At 73.8% G+C, this 24,606-nt stretch carries 21 protein-coding genes; 11 read left to right on the top strand and 10 right to left on the bottom strand.

Annotated elements, in window-relative coordinates; genetic code table 11:
• Positions 1-3: 3 nt before the first annotated feature.
• From ACIP84_RS09480 to ACIP84_RS09490, 3 genes are all read right to left on the bottom strand, one after another.
• A complete protein-coding gene (locus ACIP84_RS09480) occupies positions 4-753 on the bottom strand; it encodes a glycosyltransferase (protein WP_355964503.1) in 750 nt (249 codons plus the stop codon).
• Positions 754-811: 58 nt separating this feature from the next.
• Positions 812-943: a hypothetical protein gene (locus ACIP84_RS09485; RefSeq protein WP_401796572.1), complete on the bottom strand. Its 132-nt coding sequence runs from the start codon at positions 941-943 to the stop codon at positions 812-814.
• Between the two features lie 472 nt (positions 944-1,415).
• Entirely contained in the window at positions 1,416-2,267 is an 852-nt protein-coding gene (locus ACIP84_RS09490) for a glycosyltransferase family 2 protein (protein ID WP_401796575.1), read from the bottom strand.
• 84 nt (positions 2,268-2,351) lie between these two features.
• Between ACIP84_RS09490 and ACIP84_RS09495 the strand changes: the two genes are divergently transcribed.
• The 6 genes from ACIP84_RS09495 (at position 2,352) to ACIP84_RS09520 (ending at position 10,122) form a co-directional block, all read left to right on the top strand.
• The gene (locus ACIP84_RS09495) at positions 2,352-4,193 is read left to right on the top strand and encodes a glycoside hydrolase family 15 protein (RefSeq protein WP_401796578.1); all 1,842 of its coding nucleotides are present in this window, start codon (positions 2,352-2,354) and stop codon (positions 4,191-4,193) included.
• 45 nt (positions 4,194-4,238) lie between these two features.
• Positions 4,239-4,529 carry a hypothetical protein gene (locus ACIP84_RS09500; RefSeq protein ID WP_355964461.1) on the top strand — a complete coding sequence of 97 codons (291 nt, stop codon included), beginning with the start codon at positions 4,239-4,241 and terminating at the stop codon, positions 4,527-4,529.
• Between the two features lie 127 nt (positions 4,530-4,656).
• Positions 4,657-5,727, top strand: coding sequence for a phosphatase PAP2 family protein (locus tag ACIP84_RS09505; protein ID WP_401796581.1), 1,071 nt, complete (start codon positions 4,657-4,659; stop codon positions 5,725-5,727).
• 43 nt (positions 5,728-5,770) lie between these two features.
• Positions 5,771-7,990 carry an NADP-dependent isocitrate dehydrogenase gene (locus ACIP84_RS09510; protein ID WP_401796584.1) on the top strand — a complete coding sequence of 740 codons (2,220 nt, stop codon included), beginning with the start codon at positions 5,771-5,773 and terminating at the stop codon, positions 7,988-7,990.
• A gap of 130 nt (positions 7,991-8,120) precedes the next feature.
• Positions 8,121-8,411 carry a hypothetical protein gene (locus ACIP84_RS09515; protein ID WP_355964458.1) on the top strand — a complete coding sequence of 97 codons (291 nt, stop codon included), beginning with the start codon at positions 8,121-8,123 and terminating at the stop codon, positions 8,409-8,411.
• Positions 8,412-8,508: 97 nt separating this feature from the next.
• Positions 8,509-10,122, top strand: coding sequence for a sigma-70 family RNA polymerase sigma factor (locus ACIP84_RS09520; RefSeq protein WP_401796587.1), 1,614 nt, complete (start codon positions 8,509-8,511; stop codon positions 10,120-10,122).
• A gap of 17 nt (positions 10,123-10,139) precedes the next feature.
• On the opposite strand, the gene ACIP84_RS09525 is transcribed toward ACIP84_RS09520, so the two are convergent.
• The 4 genes from ACIP84_RS09525 to ACIP84_RS09540 all read right to left on the bottom strand — a co-directional run bounded on the left by ACIP84_RS09525 (position 10,140) and on the right by ACIP84_RS09540 (position 14,430).
• Positions 10,140-11,210, bottom strand: coding sequence for a CAP domain-containing protein (locus ACIP84_RS09525; RefSeq protein WP_401796590.1), 1,071 nt, complete (start codon positions 11,208-11,210; stop codon positions 10,140-10,142).
• Positions 11,211-11,362: 152 nt separating this feature from the next.
• Complete coding sequence (locus tag ACIP84_RS09530) at positions 11,363-12,235, bottom strand: universal stress protein (RefSeq protein ID WP_401796593.1); 873 nt, start codon at positions 12,233-12,235, stop codon at positions 11,363-11,365.
• Between the two features lie 204 nt (positions 12,236-12,439).
• Positions 12,440-13,816, bottom strand: coding sequence for an acyl-CoA dehydrogenase (locus ACIP84_RS09535; RefSeq protein WP_401796596.1), 1,377 nt, complete (start codon positions 13,814-13,816; stop codon positions 12,440-12,442).
• A 158-nt stretch (positions 13,817-13,974) separates the two neighbouring features.
• Positions 13,975-14,430, bottom strand: coding sequence for an Rrf2 family transcriptional regulator (locus ACIP84_RS09540; RefSeq protein WP_187624280.1), 456 nt, complete (start codon positions 14,428-14,430; stop codon positions 13,975-13,977).
• A 111-nt stretch (positions 14,431-14,541) separates the two neighbouring features.
• Between ACIP84_RS09540 and ACIP84_RS09545 the strand changes: the two genes are divergently transcribed.
• Together ACIP84_RS09545 and ACIP84_RS09550 are read left to right on the top strand one after the other, a co-directional pair.
• A complete protein-coding gene (locus ACIP84_RS09545) occupies positions 14,542-14,688 on the top strand; it encodes a hypothetical protein (protein WP_401796600.1) in 147 nt (48 codons plus the stop codon).
• 175 nt (positions 14,689-14,863) lie between these two features.
• Positions 14,864-15,724, top strand: coding sequence for a glutathione S-transferase C-terminal domain-containing protein (locus tag ACIP84_RS09550; RefSeq protein ID WP_401796603.1), 861 nt, complete (start codon positions 14,864-14,866; stop codon positions 15,722-15,724).
• Positions 15,725-15,817: 93 nt separating this feature from the next.
• On the opposite strand, the gene ACIP84_RS09555 is transcribed toward ACIP84_RS09550, so the two are convergent.
• Positions 15,818-16,855: an NAD-dependent epimerase/dehydratase family protein gene (locus ACIP84_RS09555; protein ID WP_355964452.1), complete on the bottom strand. Its 1,038-nt coding sequence runs from the start codon at positions 16,853-16,855 to the stop codon at positions 15,818-15,820.
• A gap of 141 nt (positions 16,856-16,996) precedes the next feature.
• On the opposite strand from ACIP84_RS09555, the gene ACIP84_RS09560 reads away from it, so the two are divergent.
• Positions 16,997-17,239 carry a DUF5133 domain-containing protein gene (locus tag ACIP84_RS09560; protein ID WP_401796606.1) on the top strand — a complete coding sequence of 81 codons (243 nt, stop codon included), beginning with the start codon at positions 16,997-16,999 and terminating at the stop codon, positions 17,237-17,239.
• A gap of 186 nt (positions 17,240-17,425) precedes the next feature.
• A complete protein-coding gene (locus ACIP84_RS09565; protein WP_401796609.1) occupies positions 17,426-19,804 on the top strand; it encodes an ATP-binding cassette domain-containing protein in 2,379 nt (792 codons plus the stop codon).
• Positions 19,805-19,948: 144 nt separating this feature from the next.
• Here the strand turns inward: ACIP84_RS09565 and ACIP84_RS09570 are convergent, their stop codons facing one another.
• Complete coding sequence (locus ACIP84_RS09570; RefSeq protein WP_401796612.1) at positions 19,949-20,665, bottom strand: DUF6058 family natural product biosynthesis protein; 717 nt, start codon at positions 20,663-20,665, stop codon at positions 19,949-19,951.
• Between the two features lie 125 nt (positions 20,666-20,790).
• A complete protein-coding gene (locus ACIP84_RS09575; RefSeq protein WP_401796615.1) occupies positions 20,791-22,155 on the bottom strand; it encodes a D-alanyl-D-alanine carboxypeptidase family protein in 1,365 nt (454 codons plus the stop codon).
• 357 nt (positions 22,156-22,512) lie between these two features.
• Here ACIP84_RS09575 and ACIP84_RS09580 point away from each other — a divergent pair, with 357 nt between their 5' ends.
• A complete protein-coding gene (locus ACIP84_RS09580) occupies positions 22,513-24,447 on the top strand; it encodes an NAD-binding protein (protein WP_401797107.1) in 1,935 nt (644 codons plus the stop codon).
• Positions 24,448-24,606 lie beyond the last annotated feature (159 nt).

The raw sequence follows: 24,606 nt of genomic DNA on the forward strand, positions 1-24,606 counted from the left end.
TCATCACCGGGCCAGCGAGATGCGCAGGAGATCGGCCATCGAGCGCAACCCGTCGCGCCGTGCCGAGAACGTCGAGCCGGGTACGTCGTGCCAGACCACCGGCACCTCCACGACGTCCCGCCCGGCCCGTACGACATGGGCGAGCAGTTCCACGTCGAAGGCGAAGCCGTCGATGTGACAGTCACGCGCGATCGCGCGGGCGAGCGGACCGCAGAAGAACTTGAACCCGCACTGGGTGTCGGTGACCCCGGGCAGCGACAGATGCGCGAGCGAACGGAACAGCCGGCCGCCGCCGCGCCGCAGGGCCGACTGCTCCACGTCGAGCCGGGCGCCCGGTGCGTGGCGCGAGGCGATGACCGCCCCGTGGCCGGCCCGCAGCAGCTCCATCACCCGGTCCAGGGTCTCGACGGGGGTGGCGTTGTCGGCGTCGGCGAAGCCGATGAACCGTGCCGAGGAGGTCTCGATCCCGCGCCGTACCGCCGCGCCCTTGCCCTGGTCGCTGCACCCGATGGCGTGGACCGGGACGGGGGAGTCGGCGAACCGCTCCAGGACGTCGAGGGTGCCGTCGGCGCTGTTGTTGTCGACCACGACGACCGCCGTCGACCAGGGCCGTCCGGCCAGGAAGTCGACGGTGGCGGCCACGGTCGAGGGCAGCCTGCGCTGCTCGTTGTAGGCCGGGATGAGCAGTTCGAGCTCCACCGGCGGGCGGCGGAGCCGATGGGCGAGCGGTGCGTGTGAGCGGGCGGTGGCCATCACGCCACGCCTCCTCGGGGGAAGGCGCGGGGCGCGGGGCGCACCGGCGCGCGGGGGATCAGTGCGGGGGTGGGTCGGTGCGGGCGCGTTGCACCGGGTCGGTGACGACGGGCTTCACCGGGGCGGTGATGAGGGGCTTCACGGGGTCGGTGACGACGGGCTTCACGGGGTCGGTGAGGACGGGCTTCACCGGGTCGGTGATGACGCGCTTCTCCCGGACGGTGCGGTGCGCGAGCGCCGGCCGGTGGGGGTCCGCAGGCCCCCGTCGGCGCTGGTTCGGACGACCCGGCCGGACCGTCGGAGCCGCGGCTTCGCCGCGCGGTGCGCGTGCGCGTACGCGTCGTACGGGCGCGGCGCCGACGTGCCGATCCCCGCGGCCTGCACGCCCGGCTCATCGGGGGAGGGGCGGTGGCGGTGATCCGGTCGGCCGCCCGGCGTGCCGGGTGGGCGGTCGGGCGGTGTGCGGGGCGGCAGAGCGTGCGGCGCCGGGCGTCCACGAGCGGCCAGTCGGTCATCCGCCGCAGAGGATGCGGTGCGGATGCCGCCGGCGATCGGTCGAACTGGCTGGAGGCCACGACGTACCTCTTCCGGCAACCGACCCTGCCGAGGGTCTGTCCTGAAATAGTGCTGTTTCCAGCGGTAGCACCCTTACGGGTGATTCGTCAACCGGAGGAGGTGCGGGCGGCGCGCGGGCGCCGCCGGTGCGCCAGCCGCGACAGGGTGTTGTGCGGTCGCTCGTCGAGAAGCGTGCCGAGGATCCGCGTGCCGTCGCGGATCGTGCGGAGGCGGACCGGCTCGTGGAGACACGGCCGTTCGAGGCTGGGCACCTCGGCGACGCGGAGGCCGTAGTGCAGGGCGTGGGTGACCAGTTCGGCGCCCAGCTCGACCCCGTCCTCGCGCAGGTCGAGGAGATCCACGAAAGAGCGCCGGAACGCGCAGAACCCGTACCAGAGATCGGTCAGGTGCTGGCCGTAGATCCGGCGCGCGACCCGAAGCAGCGCGCGATGTCCGAGCCGGCGCGAGAGCGGATAGTCGGCGAAATCCCCGCCCGCGATGAAGCGTGATCCCTTGACGAAGTCGTAACCGCTTTCCAGGTAATGCAGATAGTGCGGGATCTCGTGCGGCGACATGCTGCCGTCGGCGTTCATCAGCACGACCAGATCACCCGTCGCCGCGAGCAGGCCCGCGTGCGGAACGTCGCCGCGCGAGGAGTCCCAGGACCCGAGCCCCCGCACGGTGAGCCCCTTGCGGATCCGCCGCTCACCGGGCGGGCCGCCGACCAGGACCACGTCCCCCACGCTCGACGGCACTTGATCGAGGAGCAGATCGAGAGTCGGCCGCGGGTCCCCGCCGCCGGGGCGGACCGTGAGGACGAGACTCACCGTGCGCGTTCCGGAATCGGGTGCGCGGTCGGTCGAACGGCGCAGGGGATGCGAATCGCTACTCATTGGTACGGCCTTCCGCGCGGAGAACCCGCGAACTTCAGGATCCTGCGCCGCGGACGATGCCGTCAAGAAAGAAGGAAGAATATGCGCACCGCGACGAAACTATTCCCCGCTCCTTCTGCACGGAGATTCGATCAGACATACAATCCCGTCATGGCAGGGCGAATTGAGGACTACGCCCTCGTCGGCGACCTGGAGACCGCGGCTCTCGTGGGTACCGACGGGTCCGTCGACTGGTGGTGCGCGCCGCGCTTCGACTCGCCCGCCTGCCTGGCGGCCCTGCTCGGCGATCCGGGGCACGGCCGCTGGCTCCTCGCCCCTGTCGGCAGAGCCCGCTGCACGCGCAGGAGTTACCGGGGCGACACCCTCGTCCTCGACACCCTCTGGGAATCCCTCACCGGAACCGTCCGCGTCACCGACTTCATGCCCCCGCGCTACCCGAGCGAGGACGCCCCGCGCATCGTCCGGGTGGTCGAGGGGATCGCCGGACAGGTCGACGTGCGAAGCGAGTTGAGGGTCCGCTTCCACCACGGCAGCATCGTGCCCTGGACCCGCTCGGTGGACCGCCGTACCGTCGCCTGGGTCGCCGGACCCGACGCCGCGTACCTCTCCTGCGAGTCCGGCGTCGAGCCCGTCGTCACCCCGGACCGCGCCACGGTCGACTTCACGGTCACCGCCGGCCGCCGCGTCTCCTTCGTCCTCGGCTGGCGCCCCTCACACGCCCCCGCGCCGCCCGTCACCCCGCCCGCCGACATCGACGCCACCCTCACCCGCACCCTCGCCCTCTGGAACGACTGGGCCGCCGCACTCCGTTACGAGGGGCCGGCGCGCGAGGCGGTCATCCGCTCCCTCCTCACCCTCAAAGCACTCACCTACGCCCCCACCGGGGGCATCGTGGCCGCGGCCACCGCCTCCCTCCCCGAGTCCCTCGGCGGGCAGCGCAACTGGGACTACCGCTTCTGCTGGCTGCGCGACTCCACCTTCACCCTGTCCTGCCTGCTGCGCGGCGGCTATCGCAGAGAGGCGCTCGCCTGGAAGGACTGGCTCGTCCGCGCCGTCGCCGGAGACCCCGTCGACCTCCAGCCGCTGTACGGGGTCGAGGGGCAGCGGGAGTTGCCCGAGACGCACGCGGACTGGCTGCCGGGCTACGAGAACTCACGACCCGTCAGATTCGGCAACGCGGCCGTCGACCAGTTCCAGCTCGACATCTACGGCGAGGTGCTCAACACCGTGTACTCGGCCGTCCGGGCCGGCGTCGCCCTCGACGCCCCGGACTGGGCGCTGGTCGCCTCGCTCCTGGAGTTCCTCGGCAAGCGCTGGCAGGAGCCGGACGAAGGCATCTGGGAAGTCCGGGGCCCACGACGCCACTTCGTCCACTCCAAGGTCATGGCCTGGGTCGGCGCCGACCGCGCCGTCCGCCTCGCCCGGGTCGCCGGGCTCCGCGGCTCGCTCAGGCACTGGCAGGCCCTGCGCAGCGAACTGCGCGCGGAGGTCTGCGCCCTGGGCTGGAGCGACGAACAGCAGTCCTTCACCCAGTACTACGGAAGCCGCCAGGTCGACGCCACCGCCCTGCTGATCCCGCGGCTCGGCTTCCTCCCGGCCGGCGACCCCCGCGTACTCGGCACCGTCCGAGCCATGGCGCGGCTCGACGACCACGGGTTCCTCCGCCGCTACGGCGACGTACGGGACGGCGGGACGCACGAGCTCGACGACCTCGGCGGCACCGAAGGAGCCTTCGTCGCCTGCACGTTCTGGTACGCCGACGCGCTCGCCATGACCGGGCGCCCCGACGAGGCCCGCGAGGTCTTCGAGCGGGTCCTCGACGTCTGCAACGACGTCGGCCTCCTCGCCGAGGAATGGGACCCGGTGAGCGGGCGTCAGCTCGGCAACATGCCGCAGGCGCTCAGTCATGTGGCCCTGGTGAACACGGCGTTCACGCTGTACGGGACCCGGCGGCACGACCGTACGGGTTCCCGTCACCTCGCTGTGGCATGATCGCGACCGCTCCGGGTGTCCACCGGGAGTCGAGGGGGGCGGAACATGTCGTGGTTCCTGGCCGTGCCGAGCGTGCTCGCGGTGCTGCTCGTCGCCGGCGGAGTGGCGGCGATCCGGACCGGCTGGATCCTGCCGTTCCAACGGCGCCGCGTCTACCGGACCCGGCTCTTCGGCTGGGCACAGCTGGTGATGGCGGTGGCCTTCGCCGCCCAGGCGGCCGGGCTGCTCCTCGACGAGGGCGAGGCGGGCCACGTGCTTGGAGTCGTCACCCTGCTCGCCCTGCTGGGCGGGCTCATCCTCGCGATCGTCGCCCAGCGCCCGAGCCCGGACCTCTGAGCAGAGCGGCCCCCGGAGCCGCCCCCCCCACCGCCGTCCGGGGCCGCGCCCGCCGGACCGCGCCCGACGCGCTTCGTTCGGGTGCGCCCAGCGGGCGGGGCCGCCGCGCGTGGGTTCGAATCGGGGCATGGCTTCCTACGACAGGCCCCGCGTCGGCGGCTCCCCGAGGCCGCTGGAGACCGGTGACAGCTGGTGGTACGCCGCTGTGGCAGGCGAGGCCGCCGGATCGTTCAGCACCCGAGCCCGCACCCGGACCCGGCGTGGCTGCCTCGGGGCCGTCCTCCTGCTGACCGTCGTCTACGCGGGCCTCGTGCTCACCGCGACCGGCCGTCGCTGGGGCGACGCGGCCATGACCGGCAGGCGCGCCGACAGCGCCGCCGCAACCGCGCTCCGCGAGCACCCCTCGCTCGCCGGGCTCACCACCCTCTCCCTGGTCCTCGGCTGCGTCCTGCTGCTCGCCGCCGGCCTGATACGCAAGCGGTACGCCCTCACCGGCCTCGCGGCCGGCGCGGTCGTCACCGCCCTCGCCCTCACCGGACTCCTCCAGCGCTACGCACCGCGCCCCCGGCTCGCCGACGCCGGCGGGCTCCTGTCCACCGGCTTCCCCAGCGCCCAGACCACGCTCGCCCTCGGCATCGCCTTCGGTCTGGCCCTCGTCGTCCCCTACCGGCTGCGCAGCGTCGCGGTCGGCGCCGCCACGCTCTGGGCCGTCGGCGTCGGCGCCTACACCATCGCCGCGGGCCAGCACCGGCCCGGCGACGTCATCGCCGCCGCCCTGGTGGTCCTCGCCGTCTTCTGCGGCGCCCTCGCCGTCCTCGCCCGCAAGGGCAAGGTGCGCCCCGGCGCCCGACGGGGGCCCAGCCTCCCCGGCCTCCCGGTGACCGTGCCGCTCGCTCTGATCGCCGTCGGCGGGCTCGGAGTGGGCCTCTGGCTCCTCGGCGACACCCTCGCCCTGCCGAGCGCCGCCCCCTACGACCCGGCCGAGCTCCGCCTCGCCCACCGCTGCGGCCAGGCCCTCGCCGCCGGCGTGGTCGCGGGCGCCGGTCTCGTCCTGCTCGGCCTGCTCCGCCGCGTGGACGTCGAGGGCGCCCCCACCCCGTACCGGCTCGGCGGGCCCTTCGTCGAGGCCGCTGGGGTACCCCGGGACGGCGAGCTCGTGGGGCCCTTTACCGAGGACCTCGATCACGAGATATCTTGATGTCGAGCAATCTCGCATACGCAGACGTGGAGCGGAGCACCCGGTGACTGACTCGACCATCATCTACACCCACACTGACGAGGCGCCTGCCCTGGCGACGTACTCGTTCCTGCCCGTGATCCAGGCGTATGCCTCGCAGGCCGGCGTCACGGTCGAGACGCGGGACATCTCCCTCGCGGGCCGCATCATCGCCGTCTTCCCCGAGTTCCTGGAGGAGGGCCAGCGCATCGCCGACGCCCTCGCCGAGCTCGGCGACCTGGCCAAGACGCCGGGCGCCAACATCATCAAGCTGCCGAACGTGTCGGCGTCCATCCCGCAGCTCAAGGCCGCGATCGCCGAGCTCCAGGCGCAGGGCTACGCCCTCCCGGACTACCCGGACGACCCGCAGACGGACCAGGACAAGGACGTCCGCGCCCGTTACGACAAGATCAAGGGCTCGGCCGTCAACCCGGTCCTGCGCGAGGGCAACTCCGACCGCCGCGCCCCCGGCTCGGTCAAGAACTACGCCAAGAACCACCCGCACCGCATGGGCGCCTGGACCCCCGAGTCCAAGACCAACGTCGCCACCATGAGCGACAACGACTTCGCCTCCACGGAGAAGTCCGTCGTCGTCACCAAGGACGACACCCTCCGCTTCGAGTTCACCGCCGCCGACGGCACCACCAGTGAGCTCCGCGAGCCGCTGAAGGTCATCGCCGGCGAGGTCGTCGACGCCGCCGTCATGCGCGCCGCCGCCCTGCGCAGTTTCCTCGACGAGCAGGTCGCCCGCGCCAAGGCCGAGAACGTGCTCTTCTCCGTGCACCTCAAGGCCACGATGATGAAGGTCTCCGACCCGATCGTCTTCGGCCACGTCGTCCGCGCCTTCTTCCCCGAGACCTTCGCCACGTACGGCGAGGTGCTCGCCGGCGCCGGCCTCTCCCCGAACGACGGCCTCGGCGGCGTCCTGAAGGGCCTGGAGTCCCTCCCGCAGGGAGACGAGATCAAGGCCTCCTTCGAGGCCGAGCTCGCCGCGGGCCCCGCCCTGGCGATGGTCGACTCCGACAAGGGCATCACCAACCTGCACGTGCCGTCCGACGTCATCGTCGACGCCTCGATGCCGGCCATGATCCGCACCTCCGGCCACATGTGGGGCCCGGACGGCCAGGAGGCCGACACCCTCGCGGTCCTCCCGGACCACAGCTACTCCGGCGTGTACCAGGCCGTCATCGAGGACTGCCGCGCCAACGGCGCCTTCGACCCGTCGACCATGGGCTCCGTACCGAACGTCGGCCTCATGGCGCAGAAGGCCGAGGAGTACGGCTCCCACGACAAGACCTTCGAGATCGCCCAGGCCGGCACCGTCCGCCTGGTCGACGCCGAGGGCAACGTCGTCCTGGAGCAGGAGGTCGCCGAGGGCGACATCTTCCGCGCCTGCCAGACCAAGGACCTGCCCATCCAGGACTGGGTCAAGCTCGCCGTCACCCGCGCCCGCGCCACCGGCGCCCCGGCCGTCTTCTGGCTGGACGAGAACCGCGCGCACGACGCCCAGCTGATCGCCAAGGTCAAGCAGTACCTGCCGGAGCACGACACCGAGGGCCTGGACATCAAGATCCTGTCCCCGGTCGAGGCGACGGCGTTCTCCTTGGAGCGCATCCGCCGCGGCGAGGACACCATCTCCGTCACCGGCAACGTCCTCCGTGACTACCTGACCGACCTCTTCCCCATCCTGGAGCTGGGCACCAGCGCCAAGATGCTGTCGGTCGTCCCGCTGATGGCGGGCGGCGGCCTCTTCGAGACCGGCGCCGGCGGCTCCGCCCCGAAGCACGTCCAGCAGCTCGTCAAGGAGAACTACCTCCGCTGGGACAGCCTCGGCGAGTTCTTCGCCCTGGCCGCCAGCTTCGAGCACCTCGCGACCTCCACGGGCAACTCCCGCGCCCAGGTCCTCGCCGACACCCTCGACCGCGCCACCGGCACCTTCCTCAACGAGGACAAGTCGCCGACCCGTCGCCTCGGTGGTATCGACAACCGCGGCAGCCACTTCTACCTGGCCCTGTACTGGGCCCAGGAGCTGGCCGCCCAGACCGAGGACGCGGAGCTGGCCAAGGCCTTCGCGCCGCTGGCCGAGACCCTCTCCGCCAACGAGCAGAAGATCGTCGACGAGCTCATCGCCGTCCAGGGCTCCCCGGCCGAGATCGGTGGCTACTACCAGCCCGACCCGGCCAAGGCCGCGGCCGTGATGCGCCCGTCCGCCACCTTCAACGAGGCCGTCGCCTCCCTCGCCTGACGCGGCACGGGGGGCCCACCGCCTCCCACGCCCCGCCGAGCACACGCGTGGCGCCGCCCCGGACGGAACTCCTCCGACCGGGGCGGTCCCGTCGGTGGCGCATCCGCCGTCCGGGTGTGAACCTGGATGGATGAGCTGGGCATCTTGGACGACCGCCGGTGTCTACACCGGGCGAGGTGGGGTGCTGACCGTCGAGGCCGGATGCGTCACGGGCGATCTGACCGTGCACACGACCTGGGCCGACAGCGAGGCACGCGTGGCCGTGCAGTACAGCGGCGCGTCCGACTGGTTCACCATGTCGGGCAGTCCCGTTCCGTGCGCGTCGGAGGAGGAGAGCCGCGATCTGCACGACGCCGTCGTGGCAGCCGTCCGGGAGGGGCACGGGGCCACGGTCCCGACTCTGCCCGTACCACCGCTGTGATGGACGTCGGCGCCGATCACCGATAAGTGTTATCCCTCCCTCGCCCACGGGTCTCCGAACCACGGGGGACTCGCACCAGGGATGAGGGAGCAGATCCATGCACAGCGACGAGCGCCGCACCACCGCGCTGGTGGAGGCCGCCAGGGCCGGTGACGCGCACGCCAGGGACGCGCTGGTCCGCGCCTACCTGCCCCTCGTCCACAACATCGTCGGCCGGGCCCTCGACGGCCATGCGGACACGGACGACATCGTCCAGGAGACGATGGTGCGCGCCCTCGACGGCCTGACGGGCCTCCGCGACCCGGCCCGGTTCCGGTCCTGGCTCGTCGCCATCGCCATGAACGGGATCCGCCGCCGCTGGCGCGAACGCCAGCAGGCACCCGTGCCCGGACTCGACCGGGCCACCGACCTCGCCGACCCGGCCGCCGGCGACTTCACCGAGGTCACCATCCTCCGGCTCGGCCTGTCGGGCCAGCGCCGCGACGTGGCCCGTGCCACCCGCTGGCTCGACGAGGACGACCGCGAACTGCTCGCCCTGTGGTGGCTGGAGGCCGCGGGCGAGCTGACCCGCGCCGAGCTCGCCGAGGGCCTCGGCGGGATATCCCCGCAGCACGCCGCGGTCCGCGTCCAGCGGATGAAGGAGCGCCTGGAGACCGGCCGCGCCGTCGTCCGCGCCCTCGACGCCGTGCCGATCTGCCCCGACCTGGCGGAGACCGTCACGGCCTGGGACGGCCGCCCCTCCCCGCTCTGGCGCAAACGCGTCGCCCGCCACGTACGGACCTGCGCCGCCTGTACGGCGAGGGTCACCGGCCGCAGCGGCCTCGCCCCCGTCGAAGGGCTGCTCGTCGGCCTCGGCCTCGTACCGCCGCTGGTGATCGGGCTGACGGACGGCCCCACCGCCGCACCCGTCGCCTTCGACACCGTGGCGTCCGACACCGCCGTTGCGGACGCGCACCTCCCGGGCACCGGCGTCCCGGGCACGGCCGTCCCCGACCCGGCCGCCCCCGACACCTCCGTGGCGCACACGCCGGGGACCGGCGGGACCGCACCTGACCCGGTCGTCTCCGACGGCGTCACCCGCTGGACGCCCCTGCGCCGGGCCGGAGTCGCCGGAGCCGCGGCCGTCGCCGTCCTCGGTGCGGTCGCCCTCCTCGTACCCCAGGAGCCGCACACGCGTATGGCGCCGGGCAGCCCGGTCGCCGCACCCCCGGCGACCCCCGCCCCGACGACGCCCCCGGCGACGCCGACCCCCACCCGCACCGCCACACCCCCGCCGACGACCACGCCCCCGACCCCGCGCCGCACCCCGCGCCCCACACCGGCGCCCACGGGCGAGGAGCGGGTGACCGGACTCGTCAACCGGCTGCGGGCGGAGGCGGGTTGCGCCCCGCTTCGCATCGACCCCCGGCTCACCGAAGCGGCCCGCGGCTACGCCCGTGACATGGCCGCGCGCGGCTACTTCGGACACGCCAGCCCCGAGGGCGAGTTCGCGGACACCCGGATCACCGCCGCCGGTTACGCGTGGAGCGCCTGGGCCGAGAACCTGGACCAGGGCACGGCCGACCCGGCGTCCGTCGTCGACGACTGGACGGACGGGTCGATGCACGAGGAGAACATGCTCGACTGCCGGTACCGGGACACCGGAGTGGCGTCGGCGCCCGGTCCCGGCGGCACGATCTGGGTGCAGAAGCTCGCCGCTCCCGCCTCCTGACGGCCGGGTCGGGCGGTTCAGCGCCTGGCGCCGAAGTTCTGCACCCACCAAGGGCCGTTGGCCGTCAGCGTCACCCCGACGCCGATGTCCTTGAACGAGCAGTTGAGGATGTTCGCCCGGTGGCCCGGGCTGTCCATCCAGTCCTCCATCGCCCTGGCCGGGGTCTTCGGACCGCGGTGGATGTTCTCCCCCCAGGTCGACCAGGCGTACCCTGCGCCGGTCATCCGGTCGCCGGCGTCGCGGCCCTCCGGGTTGTCGTGCTCGTAGTAGCCGCGGGCGGACATGTCGTCGGCGTGGCCCTGGGCGGCGGTCCGGAGATGGCTCTCGGAGTGCAGCGGGCTGCAACCGGCCTTCTCCCGCTCGGCGTTGGCGAGCGCGATGACGTCCTGGACGAACCGCGCGGCCCTGCCCGCCGGTGCCTCCGCCCCGGGCGCCGCACCCTGCTCCTGCTGCCGCCCCTGGGGCTGTGCCGGCCGCGGCTGTTCCGGGGCCTGTGCGGGCGGCGGCTCCGGCTGCCGTTCCGATTCCGCCTTGGGAGGTGTCTCGGGCCCGGGCGCCGCCGGTGCGGAGCCGACCGGTGCCGTGCCCGCCGCACGGGGGGAGGGCGTGGCGGCGGTCGACGGCGCCGACGGCGGCGAGGGAGTCGTCCTGATCACCCGTACGGCCTCCGCCGTCCGCGCGCCGCCCGCCGCCCGTACGGTCTCCGGCGTGGCATCCGCACCCCCGCCGGCAGAGGGGGGACGCAGCGACACGACCGGCTCGGCGGCCGCGGGGGCGGCGGTCGTGCCACCGGCCCCGAGGGAGGCGACGTACATCCCGGTGGCCACCGTCAGGACGGCGGCCGCGGAACCGGCGACGGTGACGGCGGTCCGGAAGGACGGCCGGCGCGCGGCCCGCCGTCTCGCTCCGCCGCCCTTGCGGTGCCGGCCGCCCCCGCGCGCCGCGGGCAGGTCCGCCGCCGTCCGAGCGTCCGCCGTCGCGGGACCGTGCGCCGCGGAGGGGTCCGCGGCGAAGTCCCGTACGGCATCGTTCGGGTGCGGGATGTCTTCGGGGGTGCCGTCGTGACCGGGACGGTCGTGGTGCCGCATGGAGCTCCGCTCTCTCGCCGTGGTCGCCGAACGGTCCGGCGCTGGGGAGAGCCACCGGGGCGACGGCGGTAACACTGTCCGGCCCCGGCCACCCCGACACTCCTCGTCAACGTGACGCGTCAACCCCGCGCGTCAACCTGTATCGCACCCTTTCAGTCCTGCGGGACGACCGCCACCGGACAGGGCGCGAGGTGCAGGGCCGCGTGGGCCACGGACCCGATGCGTGGCCCGACGGCGCCCCGCTTGGCCCGCCGTCCGACCACGAGGAGCTGGGCGGCCCCCGAGGCGGAGAGCAGCACCTGGCCGGCGCTGCCCAGCTCGACGTGCTCGGTGACCGACACGTCCGGGTAGCGCTCGCGCCAGGGCGCGAGCGCCTCGCGCAGGGCCTTCTCCTCGTACGGGACCAGTCCGCCGGCCTCGTCGGCGAGCCGCATCGAGGCCGGGCTGTACGCGTAGAGCGCCGGCAGGCTCCACGCGCGCACGGCCCGCACGGCCGCACCGCGCGCGGCGGCGGTCGCGAAGGCGAAGCCCAGGGCGGCGGCGCTGTCCTCCGGGCTGCCGAGCTGCCCGACGAGCACGTGCCCGGTGGGCGGTTCGGCCGGATCGCCGTCGCGGGAGCGGACGGCCACCACCGGGCGGGAGGCGTCGGCGATGATCCGCTGGCCGTAGGAGCCGAGCAGGAACCCGGTGACGGCCCCGTGCCCGCGCGAGCCGATGACGAGCATCTCGGCCCGGTCCTCGGTGCCGAGCAGCGCGGCGACCGGCGTGTCGGTCAGCACCTCGGCGGTGAGGGTGAGCTTCGGATAGCGCTGTCCGATCGTGGCCTCCGCCTCGCGCAGGACCGCGTCAGCGACGCGCTCCTGGCCCGCGCGGTCCTGGACCAGCGGGAGGTCGACCGGTTCCCAGCGCCACGCGTGCGCGAGCCGTAGCGGGAGGTCCCGGTGGAGCGCCTCGCGGGCGGCCCAGTCCGCCGCGGCGAGGCTCTCCGGGGATCCGTCCACCCCTGCGACGATCTCACGACTCATCAGGCTGCCTCCGTGGGTTGCCGTGTCGGGCCCCGCCGGACGGCCGGACCGCGTACCACCCAGCTTGGGCCCTTCGGCCGCCCGGCGTGAGGGCCGGACGTCCCGACATGCGGGTCCGTCCGTCCCTTCGCCCCCTGCGGGTGTCGTTCGATCCGTCCCCTGGGGGTCGTCGTATCGATCCGGGGAGGGGCCGCGCCCCCGCAGTCAGGCCAGCAGGGTCAGCCGCGCGTGGGTTCCGTTGAGGTAGTGGTCGCCGATGTCGCGGAGCCGGTGGGCCGCCTGGGTGGGGGCGGTCAGCGCGCGGGCGTTGCGCCAGAAGCGGTCGAAGCCTGGACCCCCGGCGCGGGCGTCCGCGCCCGCCGTTCCGTCGACGAGTTCGAGGATGCGGGTGGTGATGTGGACGGCCGCCCGGCCGGTGACGGTCTCGGCGGCCGCCACCAGGACGGCGATGTCGGCGCGTTCCTCCACGCCGAGCGACCAGGCGGCGAGCAGGCCGTGGGTCATCGCGTCCGTCGCCCGCTCCACCACGGCGGCGGCGGCGTGCGCGGCCGTCGCCAGCTCCCCGTACGCGAGCAGGAGGTACGGGTCGTCCCCGGCGCCGGCCGGTACGGAGCCGTCGGAGGCGCCGCCGGAACGATCCGCCGGTGCCGGTCCGGCGTGACCGGCGCGGCTGATGTCCCTGGCCTCGGCGAGCGCCCCCTCGGCGATGCCGAGCCCGACGTGGACCAGGAGTAGTCGCAGGACGAGCGGGGCGAGGGTGGAGAACGGGGCGACGGCGTGCTCGTCGTGGGGGAGCGTGCCGAGGACGTCCTCGGGTGCCACGGGGACCCGGTCGAAGGTGACGGTGCCCGCGCCGGCGAGCCGCTGGCCGACCCGTTCCGTCCCGGCGTCGGTGAACACCCCGGGTTCGGCCGGGTCCACCAGGACCACGAAGAGGTCGCCGCTGCCGCCGGGGCGGGCCCCGACGACGAGCCGGTCGGCGACCGTCACGGCGGACGCGAAGGTACGGGTCCCGTCGAGGATCCAGCCGCCGCCGGAGCCGGCGGGGGTCAGCGTGAGGCCGGCGCCGGTCTCCGGGCGCGCTGCCTCGACACCCCCGGCCAGCAGCCAGCGTCCCTCGGTGGTGCGTACGTCGAGGGGGTGGTCGTTCGCGAGGGGGGCGCCGGGCTCCCGCGCGGGGCCGCCGAAGAAGCGGCTGCTCCAGGACAGGGCGTAGTGGTGGGCGAGCAGTTCGCCCACGGAGCTGTCGGCGGCGGAGATCTCGCGTACGACCGCACACGCCGCCTGCCATTCGGCGCCCCGCCGGTTCGGGCCCGGGGCCGTCAGAAGGGCGGGAAGCCCGGCTTCCTGGAGGCGGGCGACCTCGTCGAACGGCTCCTTGCCCGCCCGGTCCCTCGCGAGGGCGTCCACGGCGAGGTCGTCGGCGAGCTCGCGGGTGACGCGGGGCCAGATCGCGTCGTCGGCGGGCCGGTCGACCGGGCTCTCGCCGGGCCGTTCGGCGAGGCGTGCGACGGGTCCTGCGGCCGGTGCGGAGGTGGTGCGTATCGCTGGTCTCTTCGGCGATCTCCTCGGCGTACTCACGTCACCTCACATGGTTCGTCGTATCCCCACTGGAATAGTAGGGATAGTGGCAGAGGGGAGGCCGCCGCCCCAAGGGGCGTCCGTAAGCTGGACAAGGCCGTCTCGGCAGGTGAGAAGGAGTCACCTCTGCGCAGGTCGCGAGGGGTTGGCACGAGGGCTCAGGGGTTGGTCCAGGCCTCCGGGTCGTCCGCGAGCGCGACGATCGTGTCGGGCAGCTGGGCCGCAGCGACCTCCGCCAGCGACACCCCGAGCACCTCGCGGACACCCGCCCGGAGCGCGATCCAGAGGGTGAGCAGCGACTCGGCCGGACCGGTGTACGACAGGTCCGGCGGCCGCTCCCCGCGGACCGAGACCAAGGGGCCCTCCACACAGCGGATGACCTCGGCGACCGAGATCGACTCCGCGGGCCTGGCCAGCCAGTAACCGCCGTTGCCGCCGCGCTGGCTCTGGACGAGACCGCCCTTGCGCATGTCCCCGAGGATGCCTTCGAGGAACTTGTGCGAGATGCCCTGACCCTCGGCGATGGCCTCGGCCTTCAGCGGACCCGCGTCCTGGGCGGCGGCGAGCTGGAGGGCGGCACGCACCGCGTAGTCGGCCCTGGCTGAAATGCGCATGCGCGCATTATTCCGCACGCTTGCCCCAGGTGGCCCGTACCGCACCCTTGACGTCGTCCTGGGCCGGTCGGACACTCAGGACGGGGAAACCGAGCGAACAGGTAGGGAACCATGGGACGCAGCGGTCGACGCGACACGCCACTCGCCGCACCCCTCCCGCGCTCCCTGCCCCTCACCTCCCGCCGCCACATCGACCTGCTGCGGGTCTGCAGCGCGGCGAGTCGCGGGCACCGCCGGGTGGTCCACACCACCCGCTGAGGGTCTGTTCGCCGAGGGGGCGTCGCCCCCGCGGGCGCAGTGCCGCGCCCCTCTCCTCTTCCCGTACCTCTGCTGCCTCCGGGTCCCGTGGGCCGGTGCCGTGGTCGCGCTGCCGCGACCGGCGCCGCGCCGCGCGCCGCCCGGACCCAGCACCGAGCACCCTCAAGGGAGAAGCATGTCCGTCGTACCCTCCTCGCTGCTGCCCGCCTCCGCCGTGCCCGCCTTCCGGGGCCGGATCGGCCGCGACGTGCACAGCGGCCACTACGCCGTACCGCACCGCTACCGCCTCCACGTCGCCCCGTACGACCCCGGCTGTCTGAGCATCGCCCTGACCCACAGCCTGCTCGGACTCGACGACACGCTCCCGCTCTCCGTACTGCCCGAGAGTCCCGACACGCCCGACGGCGGGTACGCCGCCCTCCGCCCGCTGTACGAGGCGAGCGCGCACCTCTACGACGGGCCGGCCGCGGCGCCCGTCCTCAGCGACGGGTGGACCGGACGGATCGTCAGCACCCACGTCCCCGACATCCTGCGGGACCTCGCCCTCCGCTTCCGCGGCGACGGCCCCGAGCTGCTGCCGGAGGAGCACCGCGGTGAGATAGAGGCGATCGCCGACCTCTGCGAGCGGAGCATCAACCGGGCCGCCCAGCGCGCCGGTGAGCTCGGACTCGACGGCGAGGCCGCCCACCACGACCCCCTCACCGTCCTCTTCGCGGCCCTCGGCTCCCTGGAGCGCCGCCTCGCCCGCCACCCGTACGTGCTCGGCGACGCGCCGACCGCGGCCGACGTGGAGGTCTGGGTCACCCTGGTCCAGCTCGACACCGTCCACCGCTGGCACCTGGACGCCGCCGCGATGGACCGCGTCGCCGGCTACCCCGCCCTCTGGTCCTACGCCCGACGCCTCGCCGCGCGCCCCGAGTTCGCCCACCGCCTCGACATCGACGGCATCCTGCGCCGCCACCGCTCCCACTGCCGGGGCCGCGAGGCCGCGGGCGCGGGCATCCGCCTCGTCGACTGGTCCGGCCCGACCGACTGACAGAGGGCCCCGGCCGGCCGGCACACCGCGCGGACGGAGCACCATCGGACGAAGGACGGGGCGGTCGGGGAGCAGGGCTCCCGGCCACCCCGGTCAGCCGACGCGGTGGCCCGCCAGCGGACCCGTGTCGTCGCCCGCACCCGTGCGCACGCCGCGCAGAAACGCCTCAAGGGCCTCCAGGGAGCTCCTCGACGGTTCCCAGCCCAGGTCCTTCCGGGCCCGCTCCGTCGCGAGCAGCGGCATGTGCCGCATCGCGTCGAAGAGGCCGGGGGACGCGGGAACGAGTCTCAGGTGCCAGGCAGCCGACAGCGCGCCCCGCACCGCGCCCGCCGGCACCCGCACGGGCCTGGCGTCGAGGAGTTCGCCCAGGACCGCGCCGTCGATCACCGGCTCCGCCGCCAGGTTGAACGCGCCGCGGACGTCCCGCAGCAGCGCCCGCCCGTAGGCGTCCGCCGCGTCCTCGGTGTGCAGGACCTGGAAGCGGAGCCCGTCGAACTCCGGGAGCAGCGGCAGCAGATCGGGCCGCACCAGCTGCCCGGGGAGGAAACGCCCCGCGAAGATCCTTCGCTGCCCGCTCGCCGACTCCTCCTTGAAGAGGAACGCCGGCCGCATCCGCACCACCCGGATCAGCGGATGGTCCCGCTCGAAGGTGTCCAGGACCCGCTCCAGATAGGCCTTCTCCCGTGTGTACGCCGCACCCGGCCAGCCGTGCGTCGGCCACGCCTCGGGCACCGGGGCACCACCGGCCGGGCCCGGCGAGTACGCCCCCACCGAGGAAGCGTGCACCAGGACCGGCACCCGCGCCGCCGCGACCGCCTCGAAGACGCGCACCGAGCCCAGGACGTTGGTCCGCCAGGTCTCCACCGGATCGTGGGTCGGCCCGAACCGCCAGGCCAGGTGCACCACCGCGTCCGCGTCGGCGACGTGCCGCGCGAGCAGCGGCTCGTCGCCCTCCCGGGACAGGTCGACCTCGGCCCACTCCACCCCGGGCAGTTCGAGTCCCGGCCGGCGCCGGGCGAGACCCAACACCGAGCCGACGCGCGGCTCGCGCGCCAGGAGCCGTACCAGACTGGTGCCCACGTTGCCGGTGGCGCCGGTGACGACCACCCGCGAAATCTCGCTCGGGTTCATGACTCCGACCCTCCGCCATCGGCGTCGGAACCGCACTCCGGGGGCGTCCCGGACACCCGTCCGTCACACAGCGTGTCCGTGTCGGTCGCGAGTGTGGCCGACGACCGGGAGTATGGAGCGACTCAGGAGAAGGAGGACGCGATGCTGCTGCCCGACAGGAACACGGTCGAACGGCTGCTCCGGCACTACCGCGACCAGGAGCGGACCGTGCTGGCGAGACCGTGCGACCTGTCGGCGCGCCGGCGCTTCGAGGACACGGCGTACACGCTGTGCGTGCTGATGGGGGAGCGGACCGCCCGCGAGGCCGTCCAGGCGGCCGAGCACTACGTGGCCGGAACGCGCCCGACGTCGCGGCCGACGCTGGAGGGCCTCCCGGGAGCCTGAAGGGGACGCCTCGGTCAGGGCCTGTCGGTCAGGCCTCTCGGTCAGGATCATCCGATCAGGATGTGAGAAGCGTCCGCATCCGGCCGCCGCTAGCGTGGCTGTCATGGACCTCGCGATACGGCCGCCGTCGCCCACGACGCACCGCGCCGGTCCGTTTTTCGGCCCCGCGCGACAGCTGGAGAGACGATGAGCAAGGCCCCCAGGGCGGACAAGCAGCCGCACCCGGCCGACCGGCACGATCTGATCCGTGTGCACGGCGCGCGGGAGAACAACCTCAAGGACGTCAGCATCGAGATCCCGAAGCGCCGGCTCACGGTGTTCACGGGCGTCTCCGGATCGGGCAAGAGCTCACTCGTCTTCGACACGATCGCCGCCGAGTCCCAGCGGCTGATCAACGAGACGTACAGCTCCTTCGTCCAGGGCTTCATGCCCACGCTGGCGCGGCCCGAGGTCGACGTGCTCGACGGCCTCACGACCGCGATCATCGTCGACCAGCAGCGCATGGGTGCCGACCCGCGCTCCACCGTCGGCACCGCCACCGACGCCAACGCGATGCTCCGCATCCTCTTCAGCCGGCTCGGCAAGCCGCACATCGGCCCGCCCAGCGCGTACGCCTTCAACGTCCCCTCGGTCACGGCGCGCGGCGCCATCACGGTCGAGCGCGGCGACAAGAAGACGGTCAAGGCGACCTTCAACCGCACCGGCGGCATGTGCCCCCGCTGCGAGGGCCGGGGCACGGTCTCCGACATCGACCTCACCCAGCTCTACGACGACTCCAAGTCGCTCGACGAGGGCGCGCTCACCATCCCCGGCTACACGCCGGGCGGCTGGAACTACCGCCTCTACAGCGAATCCGGCCTCGTCGATCCGGCCAAGCCGATCCGCAGGTACACGAAGAAGGAACTCCAGGCCTTCCTCCACCACGAGCCCACCCGCATGAAGATCGCGGGCATCAACATGACGTACGAGGGACTCGTCCCCCGGATCCAGAAGTCCTTCCTGGCCAAGGACAAGGAGGGCATGCAGCCCCACATCCGGGCCTTCGTGGACCGGGCCGTCACCTTCACCACCTGCCCGGAGTGCGACGGCACCCGACTCGCCGAGGGCGCCAGGTCGTCCAAGATCAAGCGGATCAGCATCGCCGACGCCTGCGCCATGCAGATCAGCGACCTCGCCGCGTGGGTCCGCGGCCTGAAGGAGCCCTCGGTCGCGCCCCTGCTCACCGCGCTCCAGCTGACCCTGGACTCCTTCGTGGAGATCGGTCTCGGCTATCTCTCCCTCGACCGGCCCGCCGGCACGCTGTCCGGCGGCGAGGCGCAGCGCGTCAAGATGATCCGCCACCTCGGCTCCTCGCTCACCGACGTCACGTACGTCTTCGACGAGCCCACCGTCGGCCTGCACCCGCACGACATCCAGCGGATGAACGAACTGCTCCTGCAGCTGCGGGACAAGGGCAACACCGTGCTCGTCGTGGAGCACAAGCCGGAGACCATCGCGATCGCCGACCACGTCGTCGACCTCGGCCCCGGCGCCGGTACGGAGGGCGGCACCGTCTGCTTCGAGGGCACCGTGGACGGGCTGCGGACCGGCGGCACCGTCACCGGGCGGCACTTCGACGACCGGGCCTCCGTCAAGGACACCGTGCGGGAGCCCACCGGCAGCCTGGAGATCCGCGGTGCGGCGACCCACAACCTGCGCGACGTCGACGTCGACATCCCGCTCGGGGTCCTGGCCGTCGTCACCGGCGTCGCCGGCTCCGGCAAGAGCTCGCTCGTGCACGGCTCGATCCCCGCGAGCGACGACATCGTGTCCGTCGACCAGAGCCCCATCCGGGGCTCGCGCCGCAGCAACCCGGCGACGTACACCGGGCTGCTCGACCCGATCCGCAAGGCCTTCGCCAAGGCCAACGGGGTGAAGCCCGCGCTGTTCAGCGCCAACTCCGAGGGCGCCTGCCCCACCTGCAACGGCGCGGGTGTCATCTACACCGACCTCGGCATCATGGCCGGCGTCACCTCGACCTGCGAGGACTGCGAAGGCAAGCGGTTCCAGGCCTCCGTGCTCGAATACCACCTCGGCGGCCGTGACATCAGCCAGGTGCTCGCGATGTCCGTGACCGAGGCCGTGGAGTTCTTCGGCGCGGGCGAGGCGAGCACCCCGGCCGCCCAGCGCATCCTCGCGCGTCTCGCCGACGTCGGCCTCGGCTACCTCAGCCTCGGCCAGCCGCTCACCACGCTGTCCGGCGGCGAACGCCAGCGGCTCAAGCTGGCCACGAACATGGGCGAGAAGGGTGGCGTCTACATCCTCGACGAGCCGACCACCGGTCTGCACCTCGCCGATGTCGAGCAGCTGCTCGGCCTGCTCGACCGGCTCGTGGACTCCGGCAAGTCGGTCATCGTCGTCGAGCACCACCAGGCGGTCATGGCCCACGCCGACTGGATCATCGACCTCGGCCCGGGCGCCGGTCACGACGGCGGCAAGATCGTCTTCGAGGGCACCCCCGCCGACCTGGTGGCGGCGCGGTCCACGCTCACGGGCGAGCACCTCGCCGCGTACGTGGGGGCCTGACGGCGTACGTGCGGGGCCTGAGGGCGAGGTCCGACGTCCGAGGCCCGAGGCCCGAGGCCCGAGGCCCGAGGCCCGAGGTTCGACGTCCGATGCCCGAGGCCCGAGGTCCGACGTCGGCCCGGCCGCCCCCGGCGGCCCGTGCTCTCAGGCTGCCGGGCCGACGCGCGGAACAAGAGCGCGCGGCGCGTCCACGCAGACGTCCCGGGAGGTGGGGCCGCCGAAACGCAGCCGGTCGTACGCCGTGAACGCCGGCTCCAGCGCGTCGAGCTCGTCCACGCGCGCGTGGAGCGCGGCCCGCCACTCGGGGGAGGGCCCGGGCCCGTCCGCCGATCCGGCCGGGGTCCGGTCCGCGGTTCCCACCGTCGTCGCGGCCGCGGTTCCGTCCGTGGCCGCGGCCGGGACCCCGTCCGTCGTTCCGGCCCTCGCCGCGGCCAGCGCCCCGGTGATCTCCGCCGTCAGTTCGTCCTTGCGCCGTATGTGCGCCGGCGTCACCGAGTGCAGACAGACGTACCGGCCGCTCAGATACGCCTCCCATTCCGCCTCCCCCCGCTCCCCGTCCTCCCAGTGCGCCGTGAACCAGGCGCGCAGCCGCTCTGATCCGCCCGCCGCATCGGTGAGGCGGAACAGATCGCGCGGCACCATCTCGGCGCCGTCGGAGCGCAGATAGCCCGGCAGCGGAAGCAGCCGACCCAGCATCAGCCGCCTGGCCGCGTCGGAGTCCCGCCCGAGCGAGGCACAGAGGGCCTCCAGCGGGACGAACTGCGCGGTGACGTACGCGTCGTCGGCCGCTGTCATCGGATGGTCGCCGTTCACCTCGCGGAACCGCTCGGCGATCCGCCGTGCGAGCGTCCGGTCCGCCATCACATCACTCCCTCGGGAAGGCCGTCCGAGCGTGCCCCGGACGGCGTCTCGGCAGGTTAGAAGAGGGATGGTGCGGCACCGGCCGAACCGTCGTCGACGAGGGGGCCCGGTCCGGCCCCCTCCCGTCAGCCCGCCCGGTGGGCGGTCCTGCGCCGTCGGCCCCACAGCGCGAGCGCCGCTGCGCAGGCCGAGCCGACCAGGGCCAGCGGAAGGCCGGCCGACGCGCCCGAGGGCTCCTCCCCGCGCGCGGGGTCCTCGGCCGGCGCGGCCGCGGCCTCCGCTCCGGCCCGGGGCGCCCGACTGTCCGCCTTCGCCTCGCGGCTCTCCCGGGCCACCGCCACCGCGCGGTTGCCCGAACCGGCCGCCGCCTTCGCCGGTTCTGTGGGTACGGGGAGCAGGGAGCCGACCGGCTGGACCCGGTCCACCGCCTCGAAGCCCCAGTCCAGGAGTTCGCGCGCCTCCTCGTACACGGCGAGTCCACCGCCGCTCTGCGGGTTCATCACCGTGACGACCAGCGTCCGGTCGCCGCGCCGCGCCGCCGAGATCAACGTGTTGCCCGCGTTGCTCGTGTAGCCGTTCTTGATCCCGATGAGCCCCGGGTAGCGGTCCACTCCGTCCGCCCCGGTCAGGAGCCGGTTGGTGTTGGCGATGCCGTACGACCAGGAGCCCGCCGGGAAGTCGGCGTACCGGGTCGAGCAGTACCGGACGAACGCGGGGTCCTGCAGCCCGGCCCTGCCGAACACCGCCAGGTCGTACGCGGAGGACACCTGGCCCGGGGCGTCGTACCCGTCGGGGGACACCACCCGGGTGTCCAGGGCGCCCAGGGACCTGGCCTTCTCCTGCATCTGCCGGGACATCGACTCCCAGCCGCCGTTCATCGAGGCCAGGACGTGCACCGCGTCGTTCCCGGAACTGAGGAACACGCCGTTCCACAGGTCGGAGACCTTGTACGTGTACCCCTCCTTCACCCCGACCAGGCTGCTGCCGTCCCCGATCCCGGTCAGCTCGGAATCGGCCACGGTGTGCTGCTCGGAGGGTTCGTGGTGGGGGAGCGCCGTGAGGGCGAACAACGCCTTGAGGGTGCTGGCCGGCGGCAGCTTCCGGTGGGCGTTGCGCGCGGCGAGCACCTCGCCCGAGGACGCGTCCGCGATCACCCATGACAGCGCGGAGATCGAGGGCACGTCGGGCGCGCCCGGCAGGGGCTGCACCTGCGTGCCCTTGAGGTCGAGCCGGGCCCGGTCGACGTGCCGGCGCGCGGGCGGCGTGGGCTCATGGAGGGAAGTCCGCAGGGCCCCGGGAGAAGCGGTGACGGTCGCGGTCGAAGGGACTGCCGCGGTCGAAGCGGCGCTCGCGGTAGCAGTGACGCTCGCGGTCGAGGAGACAGTCGCGGTCGAGATGACGGGAGATGCCGTGGCCGACGGAACGGGCAGCACGAGCAGCACCGCCGCGGTACCGGCGGCAGCATGACGGACAGCTGACGTGACGATCATTCAGTAACCGTAGGAAGGAGGTGCGGAACGCGCAGATCGGAGTGCGCCGACCGGCGTAGCGGGTGTGGCGTACGGCGGCGAGTCGTGATCCCGCCCGGGTGGTGGCGCCCTCCACGGCCCGCTGTCGGTGGCGCAGGGCATCCTTGTGACGTGCCCTCACACCCGTACCAGAGCAACGGCGTTCCGGCCGAGAGCGTCGGAGCGCCTCCCGCCGAACCGGCCTCCCGGTCCGTTCCGGGCCCCGCCAGGTCCTCGGGGGCCTCCGGCGGGGGTCCCTTCGGGGCGCCAGGCGGGGGTCCCTTCGGGGCGACCGCCTTCCGCGCCGAGCGGCAGCCGCGCCAGACCGCCGCCGGGCACATGATCGTCTGCGGGGACGACGCCCTCGCCCACCGTCTCGCGGGTGAACTGCACGAGGTGTACGGGGAGCAGGTCACCCTCCTCGTGCCGGTACGGCCCGACGCGCCGCGCACGCCCACCGCCCGCACCGGCCGGGCACTGGCCCTCTTCGGACGCGTCACGGCCGCCGTCATCCGGACCACGGGCGCCCCCGCTCCCGCGGGCGCTCCCAGCACCTCCGTCCCGGCCGCCCCGACGGCGTCCGGCGCGGACGGCGGTGAACCCGCAGGCACCCTGCACGTCGTCGAGTCCGCCGAGGCCGACGACCGGGCCCTCACGGACGCCGGCGTGGAGCGGGCCGCCGCGCTCGCCCTCGTCCACGAGGACGACGAGACCAACATCCGGGCCGCGCTCACCGCCCGCCGCCTCAACCCCCGGCTGCGCCTCGTCATCCGGCTCTACAACCGCAAGCTCGGCCAGCACCTGGAGACCCTCCTCGACCAGGCCGCCGCCGTCGCCGAACCGGGCCTCGACCCCGACAAGCCGGCCGCCGCCACCACCGTCCTCTCGGACGTCGACACAGCCGCCCCCGGCCTCGCCGCGGCCGCCGTCGCCGGCACCAGCAAGGTGGTCCAGGCAGGCGGACTGCTCCTGCACGCCGTGGAGCGGCTGCCCGCCGCCGGAGAGGCCCCCGACCCGGGGCTGTGCACACTGGCCCTGCTCTCGGCCACGGCCGGCGACCCGGCGGGCTGCGAGGGCTCCGAGCGGAGTGGCGACGCGGGCCCCCGACTGCTGCCGGACGACCGCACGGTGGCCGCCGCCACCGGCCGGGCCGCCGTCACCCTCGAAGCGGTCACCGCGGCGGGCCCCGCCCTGGCATCCGCCCGGCTCGCCGCCTCCGCGCTGCCGGTCGCCTCGCTCTTCTCGCGCCGACTGCGCTGGTCCCTGGCCGGGGCGGCCGCCGCGGTCCTCGCGCTCGCCCTGGCCTCCACCTTCACCACCGGCGACCACCCGCTGCACGCCGCCTATCTGACGCTGCTCGACATCTTCGCCATCGGCGACCCTGCCGTCGGGGAGTCCACCAGCCGCCAGGTCCTGCAGATCCTCGCCGGGTTCGTCGGACTGCTCCTGCTGCCGGTCATCGTCGCCGCCCTCATCGAGGGCCTCGGCACCTTCCGTACGGCGACCACCCTGCGCCGGCCGCCGCGCGGACTCTCCGGACACGTCGTCCTCCTCGGCCTCGGCAAGGTCGGCACCCGCGTCCTCGCCCGACTCCGCCGGCTGAACATCCCCGTGGTCTGCGTCGAGTCCGATCCGGAGGCCCGCGGCATCGCCGTCGCCAGACGGCTGCGTGTCCCCACCGTCATCGGCGACGTCACGGAGGAGGGCGTCCTGGAGGCCGCCCGCATCGACCGCGCCCACGCCCTGCTCGCCCTGACCAGCATCGACATCACCAACCTGGAGGCGGCGCTCTCCGCCCGCGCCGTCAGCCCCGACCTGCGGGTCGTCCTGCGCCTGTACGACGACGACTTCGCCACGGCCGTCTTCCGCACGCTCCGTACGGCCCACCCGGCGGCCCTCACCCGTAGCCGCAGCGTCTCCCACCTGGCCGCACCCGCCTTCGCGGGCGCGATGCTGGGCCGTCAGGTGCTCGGCGCCGTACCGGTCGAGCGCCGGGTCCTCCTCTTCGCCGCGGTGGACGTCGAGGCCCACCCCCTCCTGGACGGCCTGACCGTGGCCGAGGCCTTCCACCCGGGCAAGTGGCGCGTCATCGCCATGGACGGCGGCGGCACGAAGCCCGGGACGGGCCAGGCCTGGCGTCTGGACCCCGGCCGCGTCCTGAAACCGGACGACCGGGTCGTCGTGGCGGCAACCCGCCGAGGCCTGGCCGAACTCCTGGGCCGAGGCGCCCCCGCTCCGCACAACTCCCCACGAGCGGAACAGAATCGACCGTAGGCTCGACCCGCACACGCACGTCCCCGACCTCGCCCCACCCACCCCGAGGGGGCCACCGGTCCCCCGGACTTCGTCCGGGGGACCCCGGGACGGGACCGGACGGCGCCCTCGCACGCGCCTATGCCCCCAGGCCCCACACCGCTCTGGTTCCGCCCCCGA

The organism is Streptomyces sp. NPDC088707, from assembly GCF_044752725.1.
Taxonomy (GTDB): Bacteria; Actinomycetota; Actinomycetes; order Streptomycetales; family Streptomycetaceae; genus Streptomyces.

What these genes read in the sequence shown, in the direction of transcription:
- ACIP84_RS09480 (WP_355964503.1), bottom strand. Translation starts at nt 753, where the DNA reads ATGGCCACCGCCCGCTCACACGCACCGCTCGCCCATCGGCTCCGCCGC.
- ACIP84_RS09495 (WP_401796578.1), top strand. Translation starts at nt 2,352, where the DNA reads ATGGCAGGGCGAATTGAGGACTACGCCCTCGTCGGCGACCTGGAGACC.
- ACIP84_RS09500 (WP_355964461.1), top strand. Translation starts at nt 4,239, where the DNA reads ATGTCGTGGTTCCTGGCCGTGCCGAGCGTGCTCGCGGTGCTGCTCGTC.
- ACIP84_RS09505 (WP_401796581.1), top strand. Translation starts at nt 4,657, where the DNA reads ATGGCTTCCTACGACAGGCCCCGCGTCGGCGGCTCCCCGAGGCCGCTG.
- ACIP84_RS09515 (WP_355964458.1), top strand. Translation starts at nt 8,121, where the DNA reads ATGAGCTGGGCATCTTGGACGACCGCCGGTGTCTACACCGGGCGAGGT.
- ACIP84_RS09520 (WP_401796587.1), top strand. Translation starts at nt 8,509, where the DNA reads ATGCACAGCGACGAGCGCCGCACCACCGCGCTGGTGGAGGCCGCCAGG.
- ACIP84_RS09525 (WP_401796590.1), bottom strand. Translation starts at nt 11,210, where the DNA reads ATGCGGCACCACGACCGTCCCGGTCACGACGGCACCCCCGAAGACATC.
- ACIP84_RS09530 (WP_401796593.1), bottom strand. Translation starts at nt 12,235, where the DNA reads ATGAGTCGTGAGATCGTCGCAGGGGTGGACGGATCCCCGGAGAGCCTC.
- ACIP84_RS09540 (WP_187624280.1), bottom strand. Translation starts at nt 14,430, where the DNA reads ATGCGCATTTCAGCCAGGGCCGACTACGCGGTGCGTGCCGCCCTCCAG.
- ACIP84_RS09545 (WP_401796600.1), top strand. Translation starts at nt 14,542, where the DNA reads ATGGGACGCAGCGGTCGACGCGACACGCCACTCGCCGCACCCCTCCCG.
- ACIP84_RS09550 (WP_401796603.1), top strand. Translation starts at nt 14,864, where the DNA reads ATGTCCGTCGTACCCTCCTCGCTGCTGCCCGCCTCCGCCGTGCCCGCC.
- ACIP84_RS09555 (WP_355964452.1), bottom strand. Translation starts at nt 16,855, where the DNA reads ATGAACCCGAGCGAGATTTCGCGGGTGGTCGTCACCGGCGCCACCGGC.
- ACIP84_RS09560 (WP_401796606.1), top strand. Translation starts at nt 16,997, where the DNA reads ATGCTGCTGCCCGACAGGAACACGGTCGAACGGCTGCTCCGGCACTAC.
- ACIP84_RS09565 (WP_401796609.1), top strand. Translation starts at nt 17,426, where the DNA reads ATGAGCAAGGCCCCCAGGGCGGACAAGCAGCCGCACCCGGCCGACCGG.
- ACIP84_RS09570 (WP_401796612.1), bottom strand. Translation starts at nt 20,665, where the DNA reads ATGGCGGACCGGACGCTCGCACGGCGGATCGCCGAGCGGTTCCGCGAG.
- ACIP84_RS09575 (WP_401796615.1), bottom strand. Translation starts at nt 22,155, where the DNA reads ATGATCGTCACGTCAGCTGTCCGTCATGCTGCCGCCGGTACCGCGGCG.
- ACIP84_RS09580 (WP_401797107.1), top strand. Translation starts at nt 22,513, where the DNA reads ATGATCGTCTGCGGGGACGACGCCCTCGCCCACCGTCTCGCGGGTGAA.